Raw genomic sequence first — 26,601 nt, 5'->3', positions numbered from 1 at the left:
GAACAAAAGCGCGAGTTTATATTTTCTTTACTCGTCGTTGATGTGAGTAAGATAAAGAAAATCAAAGACGAGAAAAAGAGATGAAAGATCCAATCACTATGGAATAAAAGTTCCATAATTGTTGACCTGTCTATAGCTTTACAGTTTATGATGGGTATCAATTGAACGGTAAGTCTTATTTAACAGGAGCCAACCATGTACCGTATATCACAACTTGCAGAGTTAGTGGGGTTATCAAGAACGACCTTACTCTATTACGAAAAATTGGGTTTGATAAAAGGCGAACGTTTAAACAATGGTTACCGTCAATACAGTGAGAAAGATGCGCAACGATTGGTGTTATTACAAAACCTTCAAGCAGGTGGATTAACGCTTAAAGAGTGCCAAGCTTGTCTTGATGCTAAAGTGAACCGTGAGGTTTTAGTTGAGCGTTTAGAACAATTGGATCAAGAGATAGAGCAAAAACAAAATTCACGCCAGTTGCTTGCCGCTTTATTAGGAGAAAGCAGTTTAACAGACTGGCACGAGTCATTAGACCAACTAGCACCAGAAGCGCATATTGAATGGTTAATGAAACAAGGCTTTGATGAAAAGCAAGCAATGAGACTGAAATGGTTATCTAAAGATATGAACGAACATGAACGCTACATGCAAGATTTTGATTTGATTTTTAAAGAGTTAGAAAGATGGGGGCCAGGTTCTGAAAGTGACACATTAAAAGCATTACAGAAAGTACCTAATAAACCAATGACACTACTTGAAATTGGTTGTGGACAAGGTATTGCGACTGAACTTTTTGCTCGACATTCCGATGCGATGATTACCGCAGTTGATAACGAAGAGTTTGCACTCAAGCATTTAATGAAAAAAATGCAACAAAATGGTTTAGAAGATAAGATCACAACGGTGTGTGCAGATATGGCTAAAATGCCGTTTGAGGCAAAGAGTTTTGATCTTATTTGGTCAGAAGGCAGTGCCTACATTATGGGAGTTCAAAATGCGTTAAAAGCATGGAAACCATTATTAAGTGAAGATGGTGTTCTTGTGGTAAGCGATTTAGTTTGGAGTACGGATAAACCAAGCGAGAGTGCCTTGTCTTTTTGGAAAAAAGAGTACCCAGATATGGTGTCAGTTTCAGAGCGAATTAAGCATGCACAACAAGCAGGTTATGAGGTTATTGAACACTTTTCTCTTAGTGATGCCGCATGGGAAGCGTATTACCATCCCTTAATCGAGCGATTAGATACATTAAAAGATAAATTAATAGATTCTCCAGTATTAATTGATTTTGAGAATGAAATAACCGCTTTTAAACAGAGAGCAAATGAGTTCGATTATGAGATTTTTATACTAAGGTCTCGTTAAGAACAAAAACTACTGACCTATTTGTCATTTTACAGATTATGCTTTGAAAAACGATAAAACATATAAGGTTGTGGAATGGATTACTCTCAATATCATGTTGAACAAACTCAAGAAATTACGGATCTGGTTACTCGTACTTTTTCAAAATCAGAAGGGGTTGATGAAGGTACATTGATTGGTGCATTAATCAAAGATCTTTTTGCAACAACAGACTCTGATGATATGTTTATTTTTGTTGCGAAAGATAACGGCAAAATTGTTGGAAGTATCTTTTTTACACGCTTAACATTTGAAATAGATACAACGGCATTTTTACTTTGCCCTGTTGTGATCGATACTGAATATCAAAATAAAGGTGTTGGTCAGATGCTTATTAATCATGGTCTTGAAGTTTTGAAACAAGAAGGTGTTGAGTTGGTATTTACTTATGGTGAGCCAAAGTTTTATGAAAGAGTTGGTTTTGAGGTCATAAGCGAAGAACAATTTAAGTCTCCAATTCCATTGAGTTATTTGTATAGCTGGTTAGCTCAATCTTTAAATGATGAAGTATTAACTTATATTCCGGGGCGCTCAAAATGCGTTGCTGCTCTTAATAATTTGCGACTCTGGTAACCGTTACTCATTGTTTCTTTAGTATATCGATAAAAAGGGATAATTGTACTTTGTAGTAAGTACGGTTATCCCTTTTTGCGTATATTTACCCATTCTATTCACCTTTCCAGTACGAATGTTTAGACAGGACGTATTTGATTTGGCATTCTCATTATTATAATAACACTAAGGCATACTCGCCTTTAAAAGGATAATAATGAAAATAGGAATAATCGGCTTAGGTGACATTGCGCAAAAAGCGTATTTGCCCGTCATTACTCAACTTCCGGGCATTCAACCGCTTTTTTGTACACGAAACCCTGACACGCTCATACAATTATCGTCTAAATATCGTATAGAAGGGACTTGCCAAGATTATCATCAGCTTCTAAAAATGGGTGTGGATGCTGTAATGATCCATGCTGCAACTCAAGTTCATTTTGATATTGCTTCTTTTTTCTTGAAAAACGGTATCCCAACCTTTGTTGATAAACCACTTGCGGATTCTGCACAAGAAGCGGAGTTGTTGTATACGATTGCAGAGCAATATAACACGCCACTTTATGTTGGGTTTAATCGCCGACATATTCCATTGTATAACCAATTTGTACCAGAGCTGGCGAACGGAACGGTAGGTAAATTGCGTTCATTACGTTGGGAAAAACATCGTCATGCTTTACCGGGTGATTTACGAACCTTTATCTTTGATGATTTTATACACCCATTGGATAGCGTAAATTTAAACGCTCAGTCCACCATTGATGATGTTCATGTTATTCATCAAATGCAGGGAACACAGTTAGCAAGATTAGACGTTCAATGGCAAGTTGGAGAGACAATACTGCATGCCTCGATGGATCGTCATTTTGGTGTGACCACAGAGCGAGTTTCTGTTGGTTATGAAAATCAATCTTTTGAGTTTCCGTCATTTGTTGAAGGCCGACAATGGAAAGACAGCACAGAGCAAAAGTTAGTATTGAAAGATTGGACGCCAATGCTAACAAGTAAAGGGTTTGAAACTATGATTAAAGATTGGATTCGAGTGGTGGAAAAAGGCAAGTTATCAACCGCAACAGCGGATCGTAACCTTGCCAGTCACCAATTGGCGGAGGCTGTGTATCAGAAAATACACAACCAATTGAAATAACAATTATTTCAGCCTTCTTGATAGTTTAATATAAACAAATAAAGATAAAAATATGACCGCACCTCCAATGAGTTTTTGAGGTGCGACAACTTCATGAAGTACGCTAATACTCAATACAAGCGTCCAAACCGGCTCTAATATCATGATGAGTGAAGCGGTTTCAATGTTAACTGAGAATTGCCCGAGTGTTTGTGCAAGGTATCGAATTGCTGTGGCAACAATGGTAGAAATCAAAAACCAAAAGATGGCGTGTTGAGTGATTTCAAATGGAGGATGAGAATTAAAAGAGGCATATAAGCATCCACTAATACCGACAATAAATAGCTGAACACAAATCGATAGCAATGGTGTTACTGAGCCAATAATGCGTTTATTAAGCACAAAATGCATGGAAAGTAATAATGCAGATAGCATAAAGCCAAGTTGACTGGCTTCCAACTTCCAACCATTTCCTAACGTCAGCAAAATCATTCCAAGTACTGATATTGGTAGGGCAATCCAAAAGGCTCTATTGGGTTTATTGCGAAATAATATCCATGAAATGATAGGTGCAATGATCATCGCTAAACTCATGATGAATGCGCCTTCAGCAAGTGATGTGGTGATGGATACGGCATACACCCAAACTTGCAGAGCAAAAGATAAAACCAACCCAACCCCACTTAAGGCTAAAATTTGTTTGCCAGTTAATGTGCGAAATTGTTTAAAACAAAAGGGTGCAAGCACAAAACTAGCTAGCAGAAATCGAGTTCCAATAAAAATATCACCGGGTATGGTCATCACGACCATTTTTGATGCTCCCCAGCCAATGGCAGCCAGAATGGTAGCAATAATTAAATAGATCATTCCGCGCATGATGTTATCTCTTGATAAAAATGACGATAATACCAGTGTTATCATCATTTATAAAAAATAACCCCACTCAAAAGAGCAGGGTTATGTGCAGTTGGTTCACTTGTTTTAAATTTAATGCGCTTCTTGGTACTCAGGGTAATCTACAAGTCCTTGTTGTGTACCACCAAATAGCGTGTTTGGATCGTGCTCTGCTAATGGATAATCGTTTTTAATACGATTAGGCAAATCAGGATTCGCAATAAATGGGCGACCAAATCCAACTAGATCTGCAAGGTTGTCTGTCAGTGCTTGCGCCGCTTTACCTGTATTATAACGACCAGCATAAATAATCGTGCCTTGATAAGCCTCACGAATTGCTGTTTTAAATTCTGCTGGCGTCTCAGGAGCATTATCCCAGTCCACTTCTGCAATGTGCATGTAAACCACGTTGAGTTTGTTTAATAATGCTGCTGCTGCCGTGTAGGTTTCTACTGGTGTTTTATCGACTGTGCCATTTAGAGAAGTAAATGGAGCAAGGCGAACACCAACACGGTCGTGACCAATAGCTTCATTTACTGCTTCGACAACTTCGCCTAGAAAACGCAGACGATTTTCGATAGTACCACCGTATTCATCGGTACGGTTGTTTGCTTCAGAGTCAATGAATTGGTTAATTAAATAACCATTGGCAGCGTGAAGCTCAATACCATCAAAGCCCGCTTCAATCGCGTTTAATGCCGCTTGGCGATATTCTGCGATAACATCGTTAATATCTTGCTGAGTCATTTCACGAGGCTCAACAACATCAACAAAACCTGGAGCATCAGTACCGTTATCGATGAATACTTTTACGTTCTCTGCTTTAAGTGCAGAAGAAGAAATAGGTTGTTGACCACCAATGTTTTCAGGGTGAGTGACACGGCCTACATGCCAAAGCTGAGCGAAAATAGTACCGCCTTTAGTGTGAACGGCATCAGTCACTTTTTTCCAACCAATGATTTGTTCTTGAGAATAAATTCCCGGAGTCCATGCGTAGCCTTGGCCCATTTCTGAAATTTGAGTTCCCTCTGCGATAATAAGACCCGCACTTGCACGTTGAGCATAGTATTCGGCCATCATATCGTTCGCAATATTACCCGGTTGGCTTGCACGAGAGCGAGTCATAGGAGGCATAACGATACGGTTTTTTAGTGTCAGATTACCAAGTTGCATTGGTTGAAATAGTGCATTTTTCATCAATAAATCCTCTTATTTGCTTAATTGAATAAGCTCAATTTGATAACCATCAGGGTCTGTAATAAACGCAATATGCGTTGTACCGCCTTTTACTGGCCCTGCTTCACGAGTCACGTTACCGCCTAGTGCTTTGATGTTATCGCAAGCCGCATAAATATCTTGGACACCTAAGGCTAAATGACCAAACGCATTACCCATGTCGTAATTATCGGTATCCCAGTTATACGTCAACTCGATACTTGTTCCGCCTTCTTCATAACCAATGAAAACGAGTGTGTAGCGATATTCACTGTTTTCGCTGTGATCGAGCACTTTCATCCCTAAAACTTTGGTATAAAATTCAATAGATTGTTTTAAGTCTGTCACTCTGATCATCGTATGTAGAAATTGCATGATTTCACCTTGCCAGTGCTGATTGTTGTCGTTTGTATGAGCTAACGATACGCAAGATGACTAAATTTATGAAATTATGATTTTTTATTAATTTAATAATTTTTTGTTATTAAGATCGGGCGGTTTTAATGATAGATACAAAAATGCCGCAGTGTTATCTGCGGCATTTTTTAATTTATAACGTATGGATTAAGCGCATTCTTTCTTTGGTTTTCTTTTTTTATAAACCACACAGAAGTTGCCACGTTTGGTTCGGCACTTAGAACAACGCTCACAATCGACTTCGGCTCTATTGCCTTCTTTCCAACGTTTAATTAGCTGAGGCTCTGCAAGTAAAGGACGCGATAAAGCGAAGTATTGGATATTCGTTTCTTCAGCAATCTTTTCAATGGCATTAATGTCGTTTAAACCACCAACGGTGATCACAGGAACGTTAACATCTTGGCTGATCACATTACCATATTCATGGAAATAACCTTCTTCTTGAAGTGTATAGCCATCAAAAGATTCACCAACAAGTGTGCTTGCATTACCGTGAATGTTGCCTGAAATGATGATCCCATCAACACCGATCTCTTCCAGTTTTTTACAGATGATTCGAGTCTCATCGAACGTTAAACCACCTTCAAAGAACTCAGAAGCCGTTAATTTTACTAGTATAGGGTAATCGTCACCCACTTGTTTTCTGATCTCAGCGTAGATCTCTAGTAAGAAACGCATACGATTATCTAAGCTACCGCCATATTCATCTTCACGACGGTTATAGTAAGGGCTTAAAAACTGGTTGATTAAATAGGTGTGAGCCGCATGGATTTCAACACCATCAAAACCAGATTCTTTTGCTCTTAGGCTTGCTTTGGCAAACGCATTAACAATGTAGTCGATTTCGTCTTTTGTCATCGCTTTGCCTTGTGTTTGTGTACCACGTTCACACACATCACTTGGAGCAAAAATAACACGTTCGCCAACATTATAAGTCGTTTTAGTGCCACCATAAGCAAGCTGCATAACAATTTTTGAATCATTTAGGTGTACAAGTTCAGTCAGCTTTTTGTACTCTTCAATGAAAGAATCGTTATACATACCCATCATGCCAGCGTTGGGTTTTTCTTCTTCAACAATGTTTGCATAGCCAGTAACAATTAAGCCAACTTCACCTTTAGCGAGCTCTTCGTAGATATCGTATAACTTGTCTGTCATATGGCCGTCTTCTGTTGCCATATTTTCCCACGTTGCACTTCTCATGAAGCGGTTTTTAAGTGTCATGTTGCCAATGCGGGTTTCGGTAAACAAAGTGCTCAAGTGTGTTCCTCTATTACTGGTTTTATTTTATGGGGCGATTTTAGCGTCAATATAAAGCAAAAAACTTAATCTGTATTAAGTTCATGTCATATCCGATTAAACAACAAACAAAATAGGGATAATTATTCTTACTTCTTTCCTATATAGCTGTTTTTATATGATTTTTTTTGGTTATTTATAGAACACTATTTTTGAAAACTTATGTTGCACGAGTTTCGCCGCAAACTTCTTGGTGTTTTTATCGATGCTGTGTATGTTTACCCAATATTAATGAATAAGTACCAATGAAAATGGGGTGCTCTTATTCTCTCTAGCAGTTGTGGGACAATAGATGAATACAATCAAACAACCTAAAGGGATATTCCATATTATTGCAATCCAAATGTGGGAATTCTTTAGTTACTACGGTATGCGCTCTTTATTAATTCTTTTCTTAACTGAAAAGCTATTAATGTCAGATCAACATGCCTACGCTTTGTATGGTGCGTATACATCGCTTGTGTATGTAACTCCTATTATTGGTGGCTATTTAGCGGATAAGTATTTAGGTAATTACTGGTCGGTAATTTTAGGTAGCTTGTTGATGGTGGGTGGGCACTTTGTGCTGAGCTTTCCAAGCAGCGATCACACCACCTTATATATTGCCTTGTCTTTGATTATTTGTGGTTACGGATTTTTTAAAACCAATTCAAGCTGTTTGTTGGGTGAACTGTATCAAACGAAAGAGCAAGAACATGGCCGTGAGGCGGGTTTCTCAATCTCTTATATTGGTGGCAATATTGGCTCGATGATTTCTCCAATTCTATGTGGCTTCGCTGCAATGAAATGGGGATGGCACGTGGGTTTCTCACTTGCAGGGATTGGGATGTTACTTGGTCTATGTATTTTCATGACAGGGCGTAAAAACTTTTCTCATGTAAGTAAACCAAATTTACCAGCACTTCAGAAAAAAAGTGCAGGCATTCCACATTGGTCATTGCTACTTGCTTCATTGGTTGTCGCTGCTGTTGGTTTAGTATTTGTGCTTAAAAACTTATGGGCAGGTTACATTCTATTAGTGATTTGCTTAATGTCTTTGGTTCACATCATCAACTTATACCGTAAGAGTGATGAAGAAGATCGTCAAAAGCTAAATTCCATCATGTATTTTATGTTGTTTGGTACGGTATTTTGGGCGTTTGATCAACAAGGTGGTAGCTCAATTAGTCTATTCATTGAACGTAATATAGATACCAATATTGGTGGTTTTATTATCCCAACGGCTTTTTTTCAATCCATTAACCCAATTGCTGTGATTGCAGGTGGTGCTGCGGTGGCGTGGCTATGGAAAATGTTAGATTCAAAAAGCATCTCAGTGAGAACGCTAACTAAACTGAATATCGGTCTTTTATTGCTTACTGCTGGCTTTAGTTTAATTACTTTGTCATCAAAATTAGCAATGGCAAGTGGTCAAACTACCTTTGTGTGGTTATTAATTGGTTTATTGTGCATTGGAGTAGCAGAACTGTTTATTGATCCTGTGGCATTAGCTGCGATTACACGTTTAAATCCACACGGTGCAACAGGTACGTTAGCTGGCATTTATATGCTTGCTGGTGGCTCGGTAGCAAATTATCTTGCTGCAGATATTGCTCAATTCACATCAACGGGGACGGGTGAAAATGCAGGAACACTGGATTTAATTGTATCGGCAACGCAATATCACCATGTATTCCAAAGTATCCTTTTTGTAACAATTGGCGTGTTTGTTTTAGGTTTATTGGTGGACTTTAAACACCGTAAACAAGCAACTATTTAATTCCATTATAAATAACAGCAAGCTGCTATGGCTTGCTGTTCCTTATCTCTTTCCTCTTAATCATTCAAATTTCCCTTAACTTCTAAGAATCAATAAATGCCGAATTGCTGTGTTCCAAATTAATTGTCATGGCAATGTCAGTATAAAATGTTGCAAAATGTTTCTGTTGGTAACTTTGTGTAAATTATTGATCATTAAACGGTTATCTCTATTTTTTAAAAATGATAATTTAGATTTCATTTATGGCTAGTGATAAGTAAATGTTAAAAACGTAAGTTGGTTGTGTAATGCGTAAAAATGCATAAAAAAAGAAGCAATCACAACACATACACAGGGATTAATTTATGTCTAACTTGAATGTATTCAAGCAGCCTAAGCAGTTTTATCTGATCTTTTCTATAGAGTTTTGGGAGCGTTTTGGCTTCTATGGCATGCAAGCAATTTTAGCGGTTTATCTGGTTAAAATTCTAGGAATGTCAGAGTCTGAATCATTTGTACTTTTCGGTGCTTTCTCAGCGCTTATCTTTGGCTCTGTTGCTATCGGTGGCTGGGTTGGTGATAAAGTCATTGGTACCAAACGAACCATTACTTTAGGTGCCTTGATATTGACCATTGGTTACGCACTATTAGGTGTGTCGGCATCGGCGGGTAATATTGGTGGTTCTGGTCTAATTTATGTCGCAATGGGCTTTATTACTATGGGTAATGGTCTATTTAAAGCGAACCCATCAAGTCTACTCGCTAAAGTTTATGATAAAGACGATAACCGTTTAGATGGTGCATTCACAATGTATTACATGGCGATTAACCTTGGTTCATTCTTCTCTATGCTGTTAACGCCTTGGATTGCAAACCAGTTTGGCTATGGCATGGCATTTAGTGTGAGTGCGGTTGGTCTGATCATCACTGTTCTTAATTTCATTATGTGCTCTCGTATGGTGAAAGGTGTTGGTTCAGAACCGGATCTTATCGCAGTAAATAAAACGCATTACTTAGGTGTCGTTGCAGCAACGGTTGCTCTTAGCTTCTTATGCTCAGTATTACTGCAAAACCTATTTTACGCTCACGCTATTTTAGTTGTGGTTGGTATTGCGATTGTTGCGCTTTACATGAGAGAAGCATTTAAAATCTCTGGTTTAGAGCGTGCAAAAATGCTGGTAGCGTTCGTATTAATGCTGCAAGGCGTTGTGTTCTTTGTGCTGTATTTCCAAATGCCAACGTCATTAAACTTCTTTGCGATTCATAATATCGAACACAACATCCTGGGTATTTCTGTTGCTCCTGAGCAATTCCAAGCACTAAACCCATTCTGGATCATGATTGCGAGCCCAATCCTAGCGATGGCTTACACAAACTTAGGTGAGCGTTTTGCGATGCCTTACAAGTTCGCTTTCGGTATGGTGCTGTGTGCATTGTCTTTCTTAGTTCTAAAGTTCGGCGCTAACTTTGCAAATGAAGATGGGATCATGAGCTCTAACTGGTTGGTTATCTGTTACGCTTTCCAATCTTTAGGTGAGCTTTTAGTGTCTGGTCTAGGTCTTGCGATGGTAGCTCAACTGGTACCACAACGTATGATGGGCTTTGCAATGGGTATGTGGTTCTTAACATCAGCAACGGCTGCGGTTATCGCAGGTTGGGTTGCTGCATTAACAACTGCACCAGCAGGTTTAACTGACGCAAACCAAACGCTAGCTATCTACAGTGATGTATTTGGTAAGATTGGTTATGCAACTGCAGGTGTTGCTGTGATTACGCTATTAATTGCACCTAAGTTAACTCGTATTATTCGTGGTGAATCTGAAGGTCAAACAGAAGCAGCAAACGCATAATTAAGATTTGCATCAGCTTAATGTGATTAGGCTGAAATAATAAAAAACCAGTGTTATTTCTTCTTATCATAGAAGAAATAGGCTGGTTTTTTTGATCTCTGCTTATAAATTTGAACAATAGAATAGGTGAGGTATCCCACTCTGAATTAGGATTAGCATAAATCGAATTGTGAAGGATAAACACATGAAAATAAAAGCAGGTTTATGTGCGCTATTGGCTATGTTCTCTTTTAATAGCTGGAGCTCAGAGCGAAGTGAACAAGCATGGGAGCAAGTAGAGCAGGGCGCATTATTAATTGATGTGCGAACTCCTGGGGAATTTGACCAAGGGCATTTAGATGGCGCAACGAACTACCCGTTAAATACGGTAGATAAAGCGTTTGCTAAAATAGATAAAGACACACCGATAGTAGTGTATTGCCGAAGTGGTGCTCGTTCAGGAAAAGCCATGAGTTACTTAAAGCAAGTGGGATTCAAAGAGGTATATAACGGTGGTGGTCTAGTTGAAATGCAATCGACTAAACCAACACCATAGTGATATGTTTTACTGCTCGGAGGCTGAAATAAGCACTCGATTATCACCGCAGCTATAAGCGATCACTTGGCTGATCTCAGATAAGCTGCGGCCTGATTCCTCTTTCCATTGATTAAACGCTTGGTTTGCTGCGAGATGCACACGTTTTGTATCTCGACCACCATCAATAATGTCGTAATTACGTAAGTAAGACTCCACATCAGAAGATAAGATAAAGGTATCAACTCCCATTTGGCGTAATGCATAAGCACCAGTATTGCCACCTAAACGTTGACCGTGTTTCTTTAAGTAAGCCCATAATCCGGTGATGTCTTCACTTGGCCAGTTCGCTACCATGTTACCAAAAGAGTCGTGTTGTAATCCGGCAGAATAGATCATCATCGCATTTGCAGGAATGGTTTTTACTTTGGTTAAATGACGAATAATGCGTGGGTCTTGTGCTTTTTCTTCCCATACTTCGTCAGGCTGCATTAATAATGGTTGAATGCGAAATTGGAAAAAGACCTCTTCAAAATTAGGCCATTTCTTTCTCACTACATTCCAAGAAATACCACATTGAAAAACCTTCTCTGTAAATGCCGCTAACCAACGATCATCAGGAATTTTTGCTAATTCACTACGAGGTAATGGTTTGTTTAATAACAACTCAAGCTGCGCAGTTCCACCTTTGCGGAGTGCTGCTCGCTCATAAATAGATTCAAACTTTTCAATGCTCATGATAAAAACCGACGATAGAGAAATGAGACTAAGATAGTAACAATAATGGTAAGAACTGCACAAGAAAGAGGCGTAATGATAGATGTATATTAGTGAAATATATATACTTACTAGTAACTGAACATTTAAATGGTGCAAAAATCTGTATTACATAAAGTGTTTAGTAGAGTGAAGTAGGAAGAAGTAATGCTAGCAAAAAAGATGGATGCGCCATTGGATATGCAAAATGGGGCGCGATTTAAAACAAAAAAACACGGTTATGTCACTGTTATTGAATACTACAATACTCACACCGTGATTGTTGCTTTTGAGAATACGGGCAACATTCGTGCAATTAGTGCAGCCAAATTAAGAAGTGGCCAATTGGCAGACCGTTCAGTGCCACCAGAATCGATCATGGTGGGGGAGAAGGTTGAGTCTGTAAAACACGGCATCTTAACCATTGTTCAAGTTGAATCTGAAAATATCGTATTACTTACTACAGAAAGTGGTGAAGAAGTACGCATGCTATTGCCTGCGGTTCAAAAAATGAAAACCAAAGCAGAAGAGCCAACAACTACCAAAGAAGAGCCTGAATTGCCAACCTCGTTAAGTGCATTAACTAAGAGAAACAAAAAAACCAAGGATGTGAATAATTTACTGAAAAAAATGCTTACTGATTACGGTAAATAATAGATTTATTCGAAATAAAATAACGAGAAAATACGCGCTAAATAATTACGAGCTTAATTAAAATATAAATTCCAATCTAGATCACACTCTTCAAATATAATAAAACCCTAAAAAATAAAATAAGAAATATCCCTATCAATAAGACCTTATTAAGTAGATCTGCGTCACAATCTCATTTTGACTTTGTGATTTAGATCTATTTAAATCTCCGTTTTACTCTTTAAGATTCATTACATAATAACTCGGGAGCTTATTATTTAGTTCCTGAAACCCTACAGTAGAGTATATAAAATGAAAAAGATCTTAGTTGTATGTGGAAACGGTTTAGGCACTTCTTTAATGATGGAAATGGCAGTAAAAGAAGTGGCAAAGAAAATTGGTTTAGAAGCTGAAATTGATCATGAAGATTTGTCATCAGCAGCATCTAGCAATGCCGATATTTGGGTTGCAGCAACAGATGTAGCGACTCAGCTTGAAGAAGCGGGTAAACAAAACATCGTAAGTCTTGCCAATATTTTTGATAAAGCATCAATCGAAGCGCAGTTAAAAACATTCATCTAAGCTAAGGTCACTATTATGGCAAATTTCTTTGAGTTCATGCTCGGCTTATTAAAAGAGCCAGCAATTATGGTTGGTTTAATTGCATTTATTGGCCTTGTTGCCCAAAAATCAGATATATCAACCATTCTAAAAGGCACAATTAAAACCGTAATGGGATTCTTAATTCTTGGTTTTGGTGCAGGCGCATTAGTTGGTGCATTAAATAATTTCTCAGCGGTATTTACAGAAGCTTTTGGTGTAAGTGGTGTTATTCCAAATAACGAAGCGATTGTGGCATTAGCACAAGAAGCGTTTGGTTATGAAATGGCATTAATTATGTTCTTTGCGTTCATCGTAAATATATTATTAGCTCGTTTCACACCTTTAAAATATATCTTTTTAACGGGTCACCACACCATGTTTATGTCTATGCTTGTCGCGGTAATTCTATCGACAGCAGATATTACAGGCACAACATTAGTGGCGCTGGGGTCAGTTATTGTTGGTTCATTAATGGTTATCATGCCTGCTATTGCCCAAAAATATACTGAAAAAGTAATGGGTACCGATCAGCTGGCGATGGGTCACTTCTCAACCTTGTCTTATGTGATTTCAGGTTACATTGGTAGCAAATTTGGTGACACATCAAAATCAACAGAAGACATTAATGTACCAAAAAGCTTAATGTTCCTACGTGATACTCCAGTAGCCGTAGCAACTACCATGCTTCTGTTCTTCTTACTTGCTTCTGTATTTGCAGGTGGTGAGTTTGTAGAAAGTGTATCTGGCGGCCAAAACTGGGTTGTATTTACTTTCATGCAGTCATTAACGTTTGCTGGTGGTGTATACATCGTACTGCAAGGTGTAAAAATGCTGATTGCTGAAATCGTTCCTGCATTTAAAGGTATTTCAGATACATTAGTACCAGGTGCAAAACCAGCGCTAGATTGTCCAATGGTATTCCCAGTGGCACCTAACGCAGTATTAATCGGTTTCTTAAGCTCATTCACAGCAGGTCTAGTTGCAATGGGTATTCAAGGTGCATTTGGTTGGACAATTATTGTTGCGGGTGTTGTTCCTCACTTCTTCGTAGGTGGTGCAGCAGGCGTATACGGTAATGCAACGGGTGGTTTACGTGGTGCGGTACTAGGCGCATTTACTCAAGGTCTATGTATCTCATTCTTACCAATGCTACTGCTTCCAGTACTTGGTGGCTTAGGTCTAGAAGCAACAACATTTGCTGATTTTGACTTTGGTGTTGTTGGTCTTGTTCTTGGATGGATTGTGTCATGAGTTTATTAGATTTAATTGGTAACGAAGGCATTGTTATTACGACAGAAAAAGAGCTAACACTGGATGCAGCATTAGATTTAACCTGTTCACTACTGATCAAAAATGGAAAAGTAGAAGCAAGTTATCTAGAAGCCATTAAACAAAAGCATAAAGAAATTGGTGCTTATTATGTACTGGCTCCTAAAATCGCAATGCCACACGCAAGGCCAGAAGATGGCGTAAACGAAGCTGCACTGCAAATTACAGTGTTTAAAAATGGTGTTGATTTAGAGTCAGAAGATAATGGTGATGTGTACTTCTCTGTTACTCTTGCTGCGATGGATTCTGATAGTCACATTCATACCATTATGGCGCTTTCAGAGTTATTCCAAAATGAAGAAGATGTAGATGCAATCATTCAAGCTGAAACTGAATCAGACATTAAAGATATCCTAAAAAAATACTAGAATCCCCCCTAGTAATTCAAACCAAACCTCGCTCTTGCAGCGAGGTTTTTATTTAACAAATCTGCACTTTTTTCACTATTTTTTTCAGCAATATTGAAGTAATCTCGTTTCACATTTAAGACGCGTTAGACGTCACATCACTTCAAAGGAAAAAGTAATGATATTAGATATTTCTATGTGGATTTGGATCCCGCTTGCGTTGGCTATCATCTTAGCATTTATCAATCAAACCAAAGCCAGTTTTGCCCTACTTGGTATCACCTTAATTGGTGCTATTATAGAGCAACGACTAAACATTGTTGGGTTAGTAGGGATAGCAGCAGGTTTGCTTGTTGCCTACAAAACACCAAGCTTAGAGAAAAAATGGCAACTAGGGGCATACCTATTTATCTTCTTATGGTGCATTGCATTATTTCTTCATTTAATCCCCGGTTTTAACAATGCCAAAGTATTGGATGCCGTTGTTACCGGCCCATTAAGCGTTCCATTCACCTTATATTTAAATCTAGATAAACCACTTATCTTATTTGGATTACTACTTGCTTATCCCGCTCTATTGGGAAGCAAAGCCAGCATCAACAAAAAAGCACTTATTTATACCGCGATTCCACTTTTTAGCTTGTTGCCTCTTGCGTGGGGATTAGGTGCATTAAAACCAGAGTTCACGATCCCTAATTGGTGGTGGTTGTTTGCATTAAATAACTTATTGCTAACTTGTGTAGCCGAAGAAGCCTTTTTCCGAGGTTTTATACAACAATCACTCAGTAAACGATTTGGTTGGATAGCAGGGGTAGCCGTAGCCAGTGTACTATTTGGTGCAGCCCATATTGGCGGCGGTTTACTCTTGGTTGTTTTTGCTACCTTAGCAGGTGTGGGTTATGGATTAGCCTTTCACTACAGCGCACGCTTGTGGGTAGCGGTTGCGTTCCACTTCTTGTTTAACTTCATTCACTTGGTGTTTTTCACATACCCAATAATGAAATAACTCACTCAATTTAAATAACTTTTATAAATGAAACTGAGTGGGCTTTTGCATTTATTTACTGACTTAAGCCAATAATTTGCGAAACCCCATTCAGTATATCTTGACCGCCATCACGCTTAGAACTAAAGTCTCACATATAAGAGACAATCATTCACTGAGGTTATATGAAGGTAGAAGCTGTTGGCAAAATTCAAATGGAATCCATTGAAAGAGAAAAAAGCCAAGAAGTATTAAAGAACAGCATTAGCAACATGAAAATGCAAAACGAAGGCGTCTACGACCAACAAGCCATCAACTTTGCCCTAAAGCGCGGAGAGATAAAAGAGCAAGAAATAGAATCCAGAGTAAACCGTTTAAAGATTTACATGGATAAGCAGCGAGAGCTAAACAACATCGCATAACGCTTGATGATTAAGGAATTTTATAATTGCTTAATCATCAAGATATTTACTCGTTAATGATTAATCAAAACGAACCGCGACACCCACATAAAACGCATCATTATCATAAAAGGCTTCAGATACGTCTTTGTATCCAGCTCTGATAGTCACACGTTCAAAATCGTACCCTACCTCAGCCCCAAGGCTGTAGCTGTAATCAATATCTCTATTAAAGTAATGCATGCCGACAATTGGCGCTAGGTAGAATTGTTGCTTACGAAAAGCCGGTTTAATGTTGATACCAAATGAATGAACATCTTGGTTCCATTGCGTGAAATCTAACTCATACCCAAAATCCAGTTCTTGGTTAACAGGGAAATAAAAGCCAGACTGTAAAGAATAAGCGCTAGAGTTTGAGAGGGCATCAGCACCAAAATACACCTGTGGTTTTGCGAAACAAACACCAGAGAACAGAGCTAACAATAAGAAATACTTTTTCATTTAATACATATCATTCATTTGGGGAATGTTTAATTCTAGCACGGTATAAAGGTAAGAAGCACCCTGCGGGCAACCTGCTTTATTTCGCGAATTGGTGCATTACTCATTCTTCGCAACACACCAATGGCTCAACCAAGCCACAAAACGCTTCACTGTGTCTTGTCCCTACGGGTCACAATCAGGGCTAGGGGGAGCAGTAGAAAAATATTTTCAGCCTTAAGAGAAATGAAGCTTGTTTAGTGTTGCTGTTTATCAAATTATATATGCTATATAAGTAATGAGTTAGAGAGTGCTTTAAATCACAAGTTTTATCTATGATTTATTTATCTATTTGATATGCCGCAGGGTATCCCCATATATATTCATATTAGTTGTAAACATAGGATCTATAATATGAAAGGTGCTCTGAATTTAAGTCCATCATGCGTAAAAACGCTGTCAGCAGTTGAAGCTTTACCTAATCGTTCTAATCAGCACGAACTGAATGGTGTTATTCAGTTAAAAGATATTTTAGGTACAGCAAAGCAATCTTTTACCGCTCGGTTCTCTATTCGAGGGCAAGATGGCTATATTGAGTCTGGTGTGACTTGGTATGATGCTCGAGTGAATCATGCAACTCGCTCTGAGTATCGACTTTACTTCCAAACAAATGAAGTCATGAACCTCGCTAAAGAAAACAGCACATTAGTATTAGGTGTGGATACGTCTGATAATTTTTGGGTTGAGCTGATTATCTAAATTTTCATTTATTTCAGCCCCAAATGGGGCTGATTCTTAACAAATTAGCCTGCTTGTATCTGCTCATTAGTCAGCTGTTCTGCTGCTGTCAGCGTATCAACCATCTGTTCTGCTACCGCATGGATGACATTCATGCAGACTGAATTACCAAACTGTTGATACACTTGATTTTGCGAAACTGCATCAACTTTAAAGTTTTCAGGAAAACCTTGTAATCTTGCGCACTCGCGTGGTGTGAGCTTACGTGGATTTTTGTTTAGTTGGCTTTGGTCAATTAGAATCTCTGAACCATCTTTATAATATCGAGCACTAATCGTATTGGTGTATTCACTTTCAGCATTGAAGAGAGAGTAACCAAACCCATTTCCTTTTGTTTTATGTTCTGCTTTACGCTTTTGGTGCCCTTCCCATAGTCTATCTGAAATTGTAAAGCGGTCTTTAGCATATTTATTATGATCTGCAGCTAGTTCAGCTTCTGTTTCCAAGATATCTCCAACACGTGTTGGTGTCTTTGGTGGTTCAGGCCAAGTGAAAGCATTGTCAAAATCAATGTTTGGATATTCATCTTTATTGAAACCGATGATGAAAACACGCTCTCTATTTTGAGGAGCACCAAAGTCTCCTGCTCTTAGTACACGTACGTCAACCCAATAGTTCAACTTATCTTGTAAAGCATGACGAGCTTCTTCACTCATAGGTACATCTTCAGGAATTTGCTGTTCATGTTTACCTTGTAAGATATCCATGATCGTTTTTAGAGTTCGTCCTTTGTCATGCCCTTTAAGCTGTTTAACATTTTCAAGTAGAAAAGCTTTAGGTCGTTTCGTAGCTAAAATCCTTTGAACTTCGAAGAACATTGTTCCTCGAGTGTCGCTAAACCCTTGCTTTAACCCAGCCTGAGAAAACGCTTGGCAAGGAAATCCACCTAAAAGAATGTCGTGATCTGAAATCTCATTTGCAGAAATTTTAGTAATATCACCATTTGGCATATCACCGTAATTAGCTAGGTAGGTTTTTTGTGCGAATTTATCCCATTCAGAAGTAAATACACAGTGACCACCTAATTGTTGGAATGGGTAACGAATACCACCAATACCAGCAAAAAGATCGATAAATCGAAAATTAGCATTTTCTACTTTCCCTTGTTTTAAAGGGGCATTGTCGTAGTATTTTTGCATTTCATTTTCGAGATCAACAATTTTTCCCCACTTTAGAGGTGAAGGCTTATGTTCACCAGCTTCCCAGCCTCTAATTGTTCGCTCGCCGTCTTTCCCTAATCCTATCAAATTTGCTAATTCTCGTTGACCCAAACCAAGTTTAATTCGTAATTCTTTGATATAGTTAGAAGTATTCAATGTATGCACCATGTTTTTTTCAAGTATCCGGTTTGTGCCCCTGTTATTTCTGGCACTGTATATTTAAACATGAAAAAATGCAAGCGTTTATCCTGTTTTTAACCCTGTAAAAAGAAGGTAAGAATGACTTATACAATATGTAATGGAGTTGTCATGCAAGATAATAATTACGTTGAAGCTGAGCTTTTGTTTAAGCTTGGTAAATTATCTGCCATTGTAAATGATGTTGAAGTCAATTTGGTTATATCAAAACGTCCAGCTCAAGTTCATTTTGAATTTGAAATAGAACCAACTCCTAATTTTAAGTTGTTTTTTCGAGGGCAGCGGTTAGATGAAGAGCAAACGAATGCATTAGTTAAGTATGGTTACTTTATCTCGACTGGTAGAAGAGTGCATTTTGTGAGCTCTCGTATCTATGAATACTTAGCTATTGCTTTTGGAGATTTACCGTTATCTAAGTTAATGAAACTCCTCCGTTCTTTGCGCTTAGAAGGTTTGATTGATGAGTTCCCTGATTATTTAATTGAACAGCTTAGAGAGAGTAAGAAAAAGCAAGCTCATCATGAAAAATTGTTTGTACAATCGCTATATCCGTACCAAGAAGAAGGAGTTAACTGGCTTAGTTTTTGTGTTGAAAGTGGCGTAGGGACAATTCTTGCAGATGATATGGGGTTAGGGAAAACAGCACAAGTGATAGCACTGTGTTGTGATGTTTTGGAGAAAAATCACAATAGTAAAATTCTTATTGTGGTTCCGAACCCTTTACTCGATAACTGGGTTAGAGAGTTCCAGTTTTTTGCTCCAAGTATTATCCCATACCTTCACTATGGAAAGTATCGCAGAGGGGTTTCCTCTGCTTTTGATGAGCATAATGTTGTGATCACTCCTTACACGACAATGTCATCGGATATTACGATGTTCGAAGAAATGTATTTTGATCTCGCATTGTTCGATGAAGCAAGTATGTTGAAGAATCCCAAATCCAGTCGTTCACTGTCCGCGCGTCGATTGAATCTAGGTGTAACTGTAGCTATGTCGGGGACCCCTGTAGAGAATAGCTTGATGGATGCTTGGGCGCTAACCGACCTTGTATTTAAGGGGTTTCTAGGGAAGCAAGACGACTTTAAGAGTCGTTATGTACATTCTGATTTGTTAGAAACTCTTAATGAAAATTTGGAAGAGCTTGAAAGCAGCTTACGTCAAATTACTTTACGAAGAATGAAAAAAGATGTGTTAGAGCAATTGCCAGAAAAGCTTGATATACACACGGCTGTTTCTTTGGGGGAAACTGAAAAAGTAAAATACGAGTCATTGATAGAAGAGATGCAGCGCGATAATGAAAGTGGCGGCGGTGGGATTTTACCATTGATAAATAAACTCCAACAATTTACTGCTCACCCAGCTTTGGTTGAGCCCACATTAACTCATGATGTCAGCTCTCTCATTAAGCATAGTGCTAAATTTGAGTTACTTATGCTTCAGTTGGATAACATTGTGCAAGCTAATGAGAAGGTTATTATTTTTGCCACTTTCCAAAAGATAATTGATTTAATTCAGGGTGCAATAAATGAGCGATATGGCATACTGAGTGGTGTTATTGATGGTAGGACACCCAATGATGAACGGCAATCACTAATTGATACCTTTTCTTCATCAAAAGGCTTTGATGTTCTGTTACTGCATCCTAGAACCGCTGGGATGGGGTTAAATATTACAGCTGCAACGAATGTGATTCATTACTGTCGTCAATGGAATCCTGCCCTCGAAGAGCAAGCGACTGCAAGGGCTTGGCGTAATGGCCAGAAATCCGTAGTGAATGTCTACTACATGTACTATGCAGATACAATTGAAGAAAAAATTGATGAACGTATTCGCTTAAAACAGCAGCTTAGTGATCGTGTAGTCTCGGTCACTGATGATAAAGAAACAGATAAGCAGATTATGCTTGAATATTTGGAAACGCTAGGCTCATGAATAAAACAATAGAACTACCAGAAGAAGATGACTTTCGTCCCTCAGCGGCCCGACTCGTCGAGAGTTTACGTGATACCGGTTATAACAAAGAGGCTGCATTTGCCGACATTATTGATAACTCTATTGCAGCGAATGCCACTCACATAGAGGTTGAGCTCCAATATATGTTTGGAGAGTTTAGAGTCATCATAAGTGATAATGGTGATGGTATGTCAGAAGAGCAACTTCGAAATGCTATGCGTTATGGCTCGCCACGCCGTGATAACCCTAAATCATTGGGTAAATTCGGTATGGGGCTTAAAACGGCTTCTACTGCATTCTGTCGCCGCCTTGTCGTGTTATCTCACCAAAATGGCTGCAATGTCGGGCGAGCATGGGACATTGATAACATCATTAAGTCAGACCGTTGGGAGCTAGAAACTCCAGATGAAGATGAGTATTACGATTACTTTGATGCACTCAACGATTTATCTGAAACTAGCGGTACCATGATCATTTGGGAAAATATCGACCGTTTGGTTAAAGCTGGCAGTGAAAAGCAAATGCGCGATCAAATTAAGTCTCTTGGTAAAGAGCTTTCTTTAGAGTTAAGCGCTGTATTCTTTAAGTTCTTAGACTCTGGTGAAGTAACCATCTCAATGAAAGTTGGAGACAACCCAGCTGTCAATTTAAAAGGTTGGGACCCTCTCTGTGCTGACTTGAATCGTAATGCCGACGGTGCTCGCTCTCGTATTTTGAAAGAGAGGCCAGTACCAATTGAAGTTGGTAATAAAGAGCTTCACTTTACCGTTAAAGGCGGTGTTATCCCCTCTCAAAACGAACTTGATGCAGATGAACGAGAATACGTTCGCTATAGCCTAGATAATCAAGGGCTGTACATTTATCGTGAAGGTCGCCTTATCTGGCACGATGGCTGGCCACATCGTATGTATAAAAAAGAAAGTAAGATCACGCGACTTAGAGTTGAGCTGAATTTCAGCCATGAACTCGATGATGTGTTCAGTATTGATTTTCGTAAGAGCCGAGTCATTATTCCTGTCGAAGTGAGAGAAGAGCTAAAGCGTCTTATTGCTCCTTGGCGTCAAGAGTTGTTGAAGGGTCAAGAGCGCTTAACTTCTGCTAATACTAAACGTGCGCATGGCCCTGCAGATAAGGCGATTGATAAACATAAAAAGCACACCAAGAACTCTGAAATTAAAGTTGATGGTGACACGGTGACAATTCGCAATCAAAATCAGATGAAACCGACCGTGATTGAGGGCATTCGTGTATATGATGACAAAGCCGTGAGAGTACATGAGGAAGAATCATTACTAGGTGATTGTTTATGGGAACCTTCATGTGATGAAGAAGGAAATACATGTGTCACGCTAGGTAAGTCTCACCCTTATTTTCACAAAATGTATAACGTCTGTAAGGATAACGTCGAGGCCATGAAAGCTCTCGATATGCTGCTGTGGAGTTTATCAAATGCTGAGCACGGTGAATTCTCTGATACTAACAAGCATACGTTGAATGGATTTCGCCAAAAGGTAAGTCAAACACTGCGCCATTTAAGTATAGAGCTACCTGATGTGGAGGAAGATGAATGAGTTACCAATATGATTTATCCGATTTTAAACGTTATTTGAATGATAAAAATCCGAAGTATCGAGTGGATGGCCTGATTTTTTGGAAGACGACAATTCCTATCCCCATAGATTTGTTCAACCGAATTTTTAATGAATCAGATCATATCGTTACTGATTACGTTTACCAGCTAGCGGCAAGTGCTGTGGCATTTAGCCATCAAGAGCAATTTGAAAGTACCTTTGAGGTTGCAGTGACCGATCTCCCTAAGGGAGACTTAAAGAAAAAGCACTCCGTCTTGCTAGCTTGGCTCAATGAGCAATTACCAGAACGTTCTGAAATTACTCGTATGGCTTATGAAATAGCGGACATCTTAGGGCTTGATGCGTTCACCTTCTTAACTGAAAAAGTTGCTGAGGCACTTCAACACCAAGGTAAAAAATATGCTCGTATTTTTATGCCTGAAGCGGTAAAAGCGCATTACGCTTTGATTCCTGATTGTGAGAGGGTTGGTACAGCTAATACGGATATGTTTGGCAATATTATTGCGGATCGCTACGGTATTTATAGAGCTGGATTTGGTGACGCTTTAGTCGCTATTTTTAATGGCTTACTGGATTTTCGTATCCTTTGTTCTGGTCGAGGAGAGCATTTGAGTAACTACAGAATAGTCGCTCCTCTGATCGAAGATATTGATGTTCGTCTGGCTAAAACAAGTGATGGTTCGCTATGGGAACCGGGGTATGAAGATGATCATTTTATCACGCTTAATAATGAACACCCCCTTATGCGTAACCTGTCGGAAGAGCAATCAAGGCCGTTAGCTGAATGTCTGTTTTTTATGGGTGAGTTTGAGAACGGCCAGTTTTCAGATACCAACAAGAAATTGATAGAAAACCTACGCCAAGAGATCTCACGTAGTCTTTGGATTAAGCACGATTAACCTCTATACAGCTACCTACGGGTAGTTGTAATTGAATTTTAGGGATAAGAAAGTAATGCTTTCAAGAATAAATACTGTCGGAAGTTGGTTTAAGAATGACTCTGACAATAAAGAGTTAGAAAATAACCGATATAATAACCAGTGGTTAAATGGATTTATGTTTGACGACATAACATTTGATGATGAGGTCAAAAAAGCTTTTAACCAACTTCCAATAGACATAGAAATGTTCGATCAACATGCATTAGTTACGATTAACAACAAAAAAACAAAGACAACTAATCAATGTTATATCCCTAGTCAATATTTCTTGTATGCAGTAAAACTTCAACCTTTAGTTGTTTTATTAAACAACTATATGAGGCTTTTCTCTCAAGTAAAAAATTCTGTTCCCACCGCTTCTGACTTTGAAAATTTAATCAATACCCAGCAACCGTCAAATCATGTATTAAATACTTTAGATTCACATAGTAAAGCTAACTTCATTAGCGCTTTTAAAGATAGCTCTAATCGAATGGGCGGCAAAAATATTATTAACGATGGTAAAACTAAAGGGAAGAAGTATCGCTCAGAGAGTGATTTCATGTCATCAATTTTGTTGCAAGCTATACCTGTTCCAAATGCGAGTTCTGATCTACTTGGACAGTTACTCTATGCGTTTTCTCAGGCTCCACTCGCATACGCAATTCTTATGGAAAACTACTCTACCTCAGTTCCATATTTATTTAAGGCTGAAAATGGAGACGAGCTAATTGTTCAGATTTTATCTACATTGGGATGGCAAGGCTTACTCGATTCTTATTTCTCAAAAGATTCAGACCGTTATTCAGATTGGGGAACTGTAGATAAAGCATTTTTGTTTAGCGGCTCACAGGAGTCGGGTAATAGTCAGTATGTTGAAGTGCCTATTCATCATTCATCGCTGTATAAGTATGTATATATTAAAAAAGGATTACTCGATACAGATGAGCTAGTGGAAGTGGTTTCTGATCTTGTTTCTGTACATTGGAAAAACATGTCTATTCAAAAAGAGAATGGTGAGTTTTTCTTTAGATCTTCGCTTCGCTTTGACGATACATCCCCCGCATTTACAGGCGCGACCAATAAAATTTTTTATGGTGCACCTGGAACAGGTAAGAGCCACCACATTCATAATGTAGAGTGTGAAGGAGCCGACACCATCGTAACAGTCTTTCATCCAGACACTCAATACGGTGATTTTGTCGGTGCTCTTAAACCTAACATGGCAACAGACGAAAACGGTAAATCCAACGTTGCTTATCAATTCCGCCAAGGTCCGTTTACTAAGGCATTAATAGAAGCAAAATCCCATCCAAGTAAACATATCTGCTTAATTATTGAAGAGATCAATCGAGCTCCTGCTGCAGCTGTATTTGGCGAGTTGTTCCAACTTTTAGATAGGGATAAGAATGGTCAAAGTACTTATAAAATAGATGCGTCTGACCCAGATATGCTTATGCATATTAATGAACAACTTAGTTCAGTAGGTGCGCCTGAATTATTGCAGCTAGAAATACCTGCTAACCTATCGATACTCGCCACTATGAACAGTAGTGATCAAGCGGTCATGCCGATGGATGCAGCGTTTAAACGTCGTTGGAGCTTTCAATATATTGATATAGACTTTTCTAACCCTGACGTGCCTAATCATAACTTTCAGATTGCCACCAGCGATGGTGAATATAACATTTTTTGGGCGGAGCTAGCTAAGATTATTAATGATGCTTTAATTGACTGCAACGTGGCTGAAGACCGACTAATTGGCCCATTTTTCTTAACTAAAAGGGAAATGAAAAATAGCCTGACAGCAAAAGAAACTTTGAATGGAAAGCTGTTTGTTTACTTATGGGATGATGTTTTACGTCATATAGGCCCAAAGAAAATTTTCTCAGCTAAATACAAAACGTTCGGGAAGTTATCGAGTGCTTTTAGGAAAAATACTGCAGTTTTTAATTCACAGATAGAAGAAAAAATTGCAGAGAAAGGTCAAAAATTAGGAATTACTGAGACTGTAAAAGATGCCTCAGAATAAAATTTTCTACTTATCGGATCGTATTTCTCTTACGGATGCGTCCATACCTAGTTCAGTTATTGATGCATTACGTGACCAAGGACTTATTGCTCCTGATATGCAGAGGATACATTTTTGCGGTGTTATATCTTACAGCGATGGTTTAGCTGTATTTTTACCTCGTAACCATCTTGCTTCAATTAAAGATGGTGGCATCGCAGGTTACTATCTTCTTCAAGCTTTACTTAAATATTATCAAGATAAAGATAGTGGTGTTTATGCACAAGAGAATAACGATGAGGTTATCGGCGGCAGGCAGTTCTCTTTAGCGATCTCGTTACTCGATGATTACCGAACTAATGGGTTATACGTCCGTCGAGTAAAAGAGAATACTGTTAACTCTGGTAAAGTTAATTGGTCCCGTACTATCTCTCGTAGTTCATCTTATCCAGCTTCTGGTGGTTCTGTTTATTTAGAGTTGCAATCATCTCGTGCTAGGTATCTTACATATTGTGAAACAGCAAAGATACATGCAGAAATTATCAAAGAATTACTGTTAGATTATGGAACTTTATGGTTTGGTGCTTTTTCTCATTTCGATTTGAAAGTAGAATCTCTTGTTAGCTCTATAAGGAGCATTGAAGCGAAGGTTTCATATCTTGAACGGCAATTGCAGCTTAGTTATTCTGAAAGAGATATGTTTTTGATAAAAGCCTTGATTAAATATCTTAGAGAAAAAAAGGGAAATGAGAGTAATTATATATTGATAGGGGTTCGCAAATTTCACAACCTTTGGGAGTCGATGCTTGATGAATGCTTAATTGGAAAATATGCAGTAAACAGTAAATTACCTGTCCCTGTGTATCAAACAGTTAATGAGGAATTTATTTCTGTGCCTCAAAAAGGCCAGCGAACTGATACAGTACTTAAACATTCTGATGAGCGCCGATTTGCAGTTATAGATGCAAAATACTATGAGGCAAGTTCATCAGCAACTGCGCCTGGCTGGCCTGATTTAGTAAAACAGTTTTATTACCAACAAGCAGTACGTCAGCTGGAAGGTGAAGGAACTTTAGTGTCCAATCACTTCATATTCCCTGGTTGCAATGCAAAACTCAAATCAGCACATATTGCTAGTCGAGGGGTTGAAGTGAAATTACCAACAGACTGTTTAGATGAATATGGGACAATTCATTGTCATTATCAAGACCCGATTGAGTTACTTGAATTTTATGTTAAGGGTGAAAAATTAAGTAATTTGACTAATGAAATATTTTCAAAGAATGAATAAAGAAAAGCCACACGAGGTGGCTTTTTAGATCTAACTTTGAAAGTTAGTTTACTTTAAATTGGCCCACTTAATATAGCATGAAAGAGACTATAAGTACGGTTCTTTTGTGTAGCACTATTAATTATTTTGGGATAG

Annotated in this window: 25 protein-coding genes; 18 read left to right on the top strand and 7 right to left on the bottom strand. The window is 38.5% G+C overall.

The genetic code is table 11. The features are described from left to right. Positions 1-195 precede the first annotated feature (195 nt). The 3 genes from GNP81_RS02650 (at position 196) to GNP81_RS02640 (ending at position 3,103) form a co-directional block, all read left to right on the top strand. The gene (locus tag GNP81_RS02650; protein WP_155674126.1) at positions 196-1,365 is read left to right on the top strand and encodes a MerR family transcriptional regulator; all 1,170 of its coding nucleotides are present in this window, start codon (positions 196-198) and stop codon (positions 1,363-1,365) included. Positions 1,366-1,440: 75 nt separating this feature from the next. Continuing rightward, positions 1,441-1,977 carry a GNAT family N-acetyltransferase gene (locus tag GNP81_RS02645; protein WP_155674125.1) on the top strand — a complete coding sequence of 179 codons (537 nt, stop codon included), beginning with the start codon at positions 1,441-1,443 and terminating at the stop codon, positions 1,975-1,977. 196 nt (positions 1,978-2,173) lie between these two features. After that, on the top strand, positions 2,174-3,103 hold the full coding sequence (locus GNP81_RS02640; RefSeq protein ID WP_155665460.1) for a Gfo/Idh/MocA family protein: 930 nt from the start codon (positions 2,174-2,176) through the stop codon (positions 3,101-3,103). A gap of 3 nt (positions 3,104-3,106) precedes the next feature. On the opposite strand, the gene GNP81_RS02635 is transcribed toward GNP81_RS02640, so the two are convergent. The 4 genes from GNP81_RS02635 to GNP81_RS02620 form a co-directional block, all read right to left on the bottom strand. Next, positions 3,107-3,958, bottom strand: coding sequence for a DMT family transporter (locus tag GNP81_RS02635; protein WP_196587395.1), 852 nt, complete (start codon positions 3,956-3,958; stop codon positions 3,107-3,109). Positions 3,959-4,069: 111 nt separating this feature from the next. Beyond that, positions 4,070-5,173 carry an alkene reductase gene (locus tag GNP81_RS02630; protein WP_155674123.1) on the bottom strand — a complete coding sequence of 368 codons (1,104 nt, stop codon included), beginning with the start codon at positions 5,171-5,173 and terminating at the stop codon, positions 4,070-4,072. Positions 5,174-5,185: 12 nt separating this feature from the next. Beyond that, entirely contained in the window at positions 5,186-5,566 is a 381-nt protein-coding gene (gloA, locus tag GNP81_RS02625; protein WP_005421912.1) for a lactoylglutathione lyase, read from the bottom strand. 189 nt (positions 5,567-5,755) lie between these two features. Further along, the gene (locus tag GNP81_RS02620) at positions 5,756-6,868 is read right to left on the bottom strand and encodes an NADH:flavin oxidoreductase (RefSeq protein ID WP_155674122.1); all 1,113 of its coding nucleotides are present in this window, start codon (positions 6,866-6,868) and stop codon (positions 5,756-5,758) included. A gap of 331 nt (positions 6,869-7,199) precedes the next feature. On the opposite strand from GNP81_RS02620, the gene GNP81_RS02615 reads away from it, so the two are divergent. From GNP81_RS02615 to GNP81_RS02605, 3 genes are all read left to right on the top strand, one after another. Next, complete coding sequence (locus tag GNP81_RS02615; RefSeq protein WP_155658275.1) at positions 7,200-8,666, top strand: peptide MFS transporter; 1,467 nt, start codon at positions 7,200-7,202, stop codon at positions 8,664-8,666. 344 nt (positions 8,667-9,010) lie between these two features. Next, positions 9,011-10,495, top strand: a complete 1,485-nt coding sequence (dtpA, locus tag GNP81_RS02610; protein WP_155663786.1) for a dipeptide/tripeptide permease DtpA — start codon at positions 9,011-9,013, stop codon at positions 10,493-10,495. A gap of 184 nt (positions 10,496-10,679) precedes the next feature. Further along, positions 10,680-11,030, top strand: a complete 351-nt coding sequence (locus GNP81_RS02605; RefSeq protein ID WP_063646209.1) for a rhodanese-like domain-containing protein — start codon at positions 10,680-10,682, stop codon at positions 11,028-11,030. A gap of 9 nt (positions 11,031-11,039) precedes the next feature. Here the strand turns inward: GNP81_RS02605 and GNP81_RS02600 are convergent, their stop codons facing one another. Further along, positions 11,040-11,747: a DNA-3-methyladenine glycosylase I gene (locus tag GNP81_RS02600; RefSeq protein WP_155674121.1), complete on the bottom strand. Its 708-nt coding sequence runs from the start codon at positions 11,745-11,747 to the stop codon at positions 11,040-11,042. A gap of 201 nt (positions 11,748-11,948) precedes the next feature. Here GNP81_RS02600 and GNP81_RS02595 point away from each other — a divergent pair, with 201 nt between their 5' ends. The 6 genes from GNP81_RS02595 to GNP81_RS02570 all read left to right on the top strand — a co-directional run bounded on the left by GNP81_RS02595 (position 11,949) and on the right by GNP81_RS02570 (position 16,084). Beyond that, the gene (locus tag GNP81_RS02595) at positions 11,949-12,419 is read left to right on the top strand and encodes a hypothetical protein (protein ID WP_196582732.1); all 471 of its coding nucleotides are present in this window, start codon (positions 11,949-11,951) and stop codon (positions 12,417-12,419) included. A gap of 291 nt (positions 12,420-12,710) precedes the next feature. Next, positions 12,711-12,980 (top strand): PTS sugar transporter subunit IIB, encoded by a 270-nt coding sequence (locus GNP81_RS02590; protein WP_011263028.1) that lies wholly within the window; start codon positions 12,711-12,713, stop codon positions 12,978-12,980. 15 nt (positions 12,981-12,995) lie between these two features. After that, positions 12,996-14,252, top strand: coding sequence for a PTS ascorbate transporter subunit IIC (locus GNP81_RS02585; protein WP_011263029.1), 1,257 nt, complete (start codon positions 12,996-12,998; stop codon positions 14,250-14,252). Beyond that, positions 14,249-14,698, top strand: coding sequence for a PTS sugar transporter subunit IIA (locus tag GNP81_RS02580; RefSeq protein WP_196587387.1), 450 nt, complete (start codon positions 14,249-14,251; stop codon positions 14,696-14,698). The genes GNP81_RS02585 and GNP81_RS02580 overlap by 4 nt, the downstream gene beginning before the upstream one ends. Before the next feature lie 157 nt (positions 14,699-14,855). Beyond that, entirely contained in the window at positions 14,856-15,683 is an 828-nt protein-coding gene (locus GNP81_RS02575; RefSeq protein WP_155674119.1) for a CPBP family intramembrane glutamic endopeptidase, read from the top strand. Positions 15,684-15,847: 164 nt separating this feature from the next. Next, the gene (locus tag GNP81_RS02570) at positions 15,848-16,084 is read left to right on the top strand and encodes a hypothetical protein (protein WP_011263032.1); all 237 of its coding nucleotides are present in this window, start codon (positions 15,848-15,850) and stop codon (positions 16,082-16,084) included. 60 nt (positions 16,085-16,144) lie between these two features. On the opposite strand, the gene GNP81_RS02565 is transcribed toward GNP81_RS02570, so the two are convergent. After that, the gene (locus tag GNP81_RS02565; protein ID WP_155674118.1) at positions 16,145-16,564 is read right to left on the bottom strand and encodes a hypothetical protein; all 420 of its coding nucleotides are present in this window, start codon (positions 16,562-16,564) and stop codon (positions 16,145-16,147) included. A 393-nt stretch (positions 16,565-16,957) separates the two neighbouring features. On the opposite strand from GNP81_RS02565, the gene GNP81_RS02560 reads away from it, so the two are divergent. Continuing rightward, on the top strand, positions 16,958-17,302 hold the full coding sequence (locus GNP81_RS02560) for a type II restriction endonuclease (protein ID WP_155674117.1): 345 nt from the start codon (positions 16,958-16,960) through the stop codon (positions 17,300-17,302). A gap of 44 nt (positions 17,303-17,346) precedes the next feature. On the opposite strand, the gene dcm is transcribed toward GNP81_RS02560, so the two are convergent. After that, on the bottom strand, positions 17,347-18,666 hold the full coding sequence (dcm, locus tag GNP81_RS02555) for a DNA cytosine methyltransferase (protein ID WP_336495211.1): 1,320 nt from the start codon (positions 18,664-18,666) through the stop codon (positions 17,347-17,349). A 144-nt stretch (positions 18,667-18,810) separates the two neighbouring features. Between dcm and GNP81_RS02550 the strand changes: the two genes are divergently transcribed. The 5 genes from GNP81_RS02550 to GNP81_RS02530 are packed head-to-tail and all read left to right on the top strand — an operon-like array spanning position 18,811 to position 26,466. Continuing rightward, positions 18,811-20,631: a DEAD/DEAH box helicase gene (locus GNP81_RS02550; RefSeq protein WP_236782300.1), complete on the top strand. Its 1,821-nt coding sequence runs from the start codon at positions 18,811-18,813 to the stop codon at positions 20,629-20,631. After that, positions 20,628-22,223 (top strand): ATP-binding protein, encoded by a 1,596-nt coding sequence (locus GNP81_RS02545; protein WP_155674114.1) that lies wholly within the window; start codon positions 20,628-20,630, stop codon positions 22,221-22,223. The genes GNP81_RS02550 and GNP81_RS02545 overlap by 4 nt, the downstream gene beginning before the upstream one ends. Then, positions 22,220-23,143, top strand: coding sequence for a hypothetical protein (locus tag GNP81_RS02540; protein WP_155674113.1), 924 nt, complete (start codon positions 22,220-22,222; stop codon positions 23,141-23,143). Before GNP81_RS02545 ends, GNP81_RS02540 begins: the two co-directional genes overlap by 4 nt. Before the next feature lie 55 nt (positions 23,144-23,198). Then, positions 23,199-25,196: an McrB family protein gene (locus GNP81_RS02535; RefSeq protein WP_155674112.1), complete on the top strand. Its 1,998-nt coding sequence runs from the start codon at positions 23,199-23,201 to the stop codon at positions 25,194-25,196. Next, complete coding sequence (locus tag GNP81_RS02530; RefSeq protein ID WP_155674111.1) at positions 25,183-26,466, top strand: LlaJI family restriction endonuclease; 1,284 nt, start codon at positions 25,183-25,185, stop codon at positions 26,464-26,466. Before GNP81_RS02535 ends, GNP81_RS02530 begins: the two co-directional genes overlap by 14 nt. The last annotated feature ends 135 nt before the right edge of the window (positions 26,467-26,601 follow it).

Origin of the sequence: Aliivibrio fischeri (assembly GCF_009727955.1) — a bacterium.
Classification (GTDB): domain Bacteria; phylum Pseudomonadota; class Gammaproteobacteria; order Enterobacterales; family Vibrionaceae; genus Aliivibrio; species Aliivibrio fischeri_A.
Note: the sequence above shows the minus strand (reverse complement) of the source record. Positions and strands in the feature narration are given on the sequence as shown.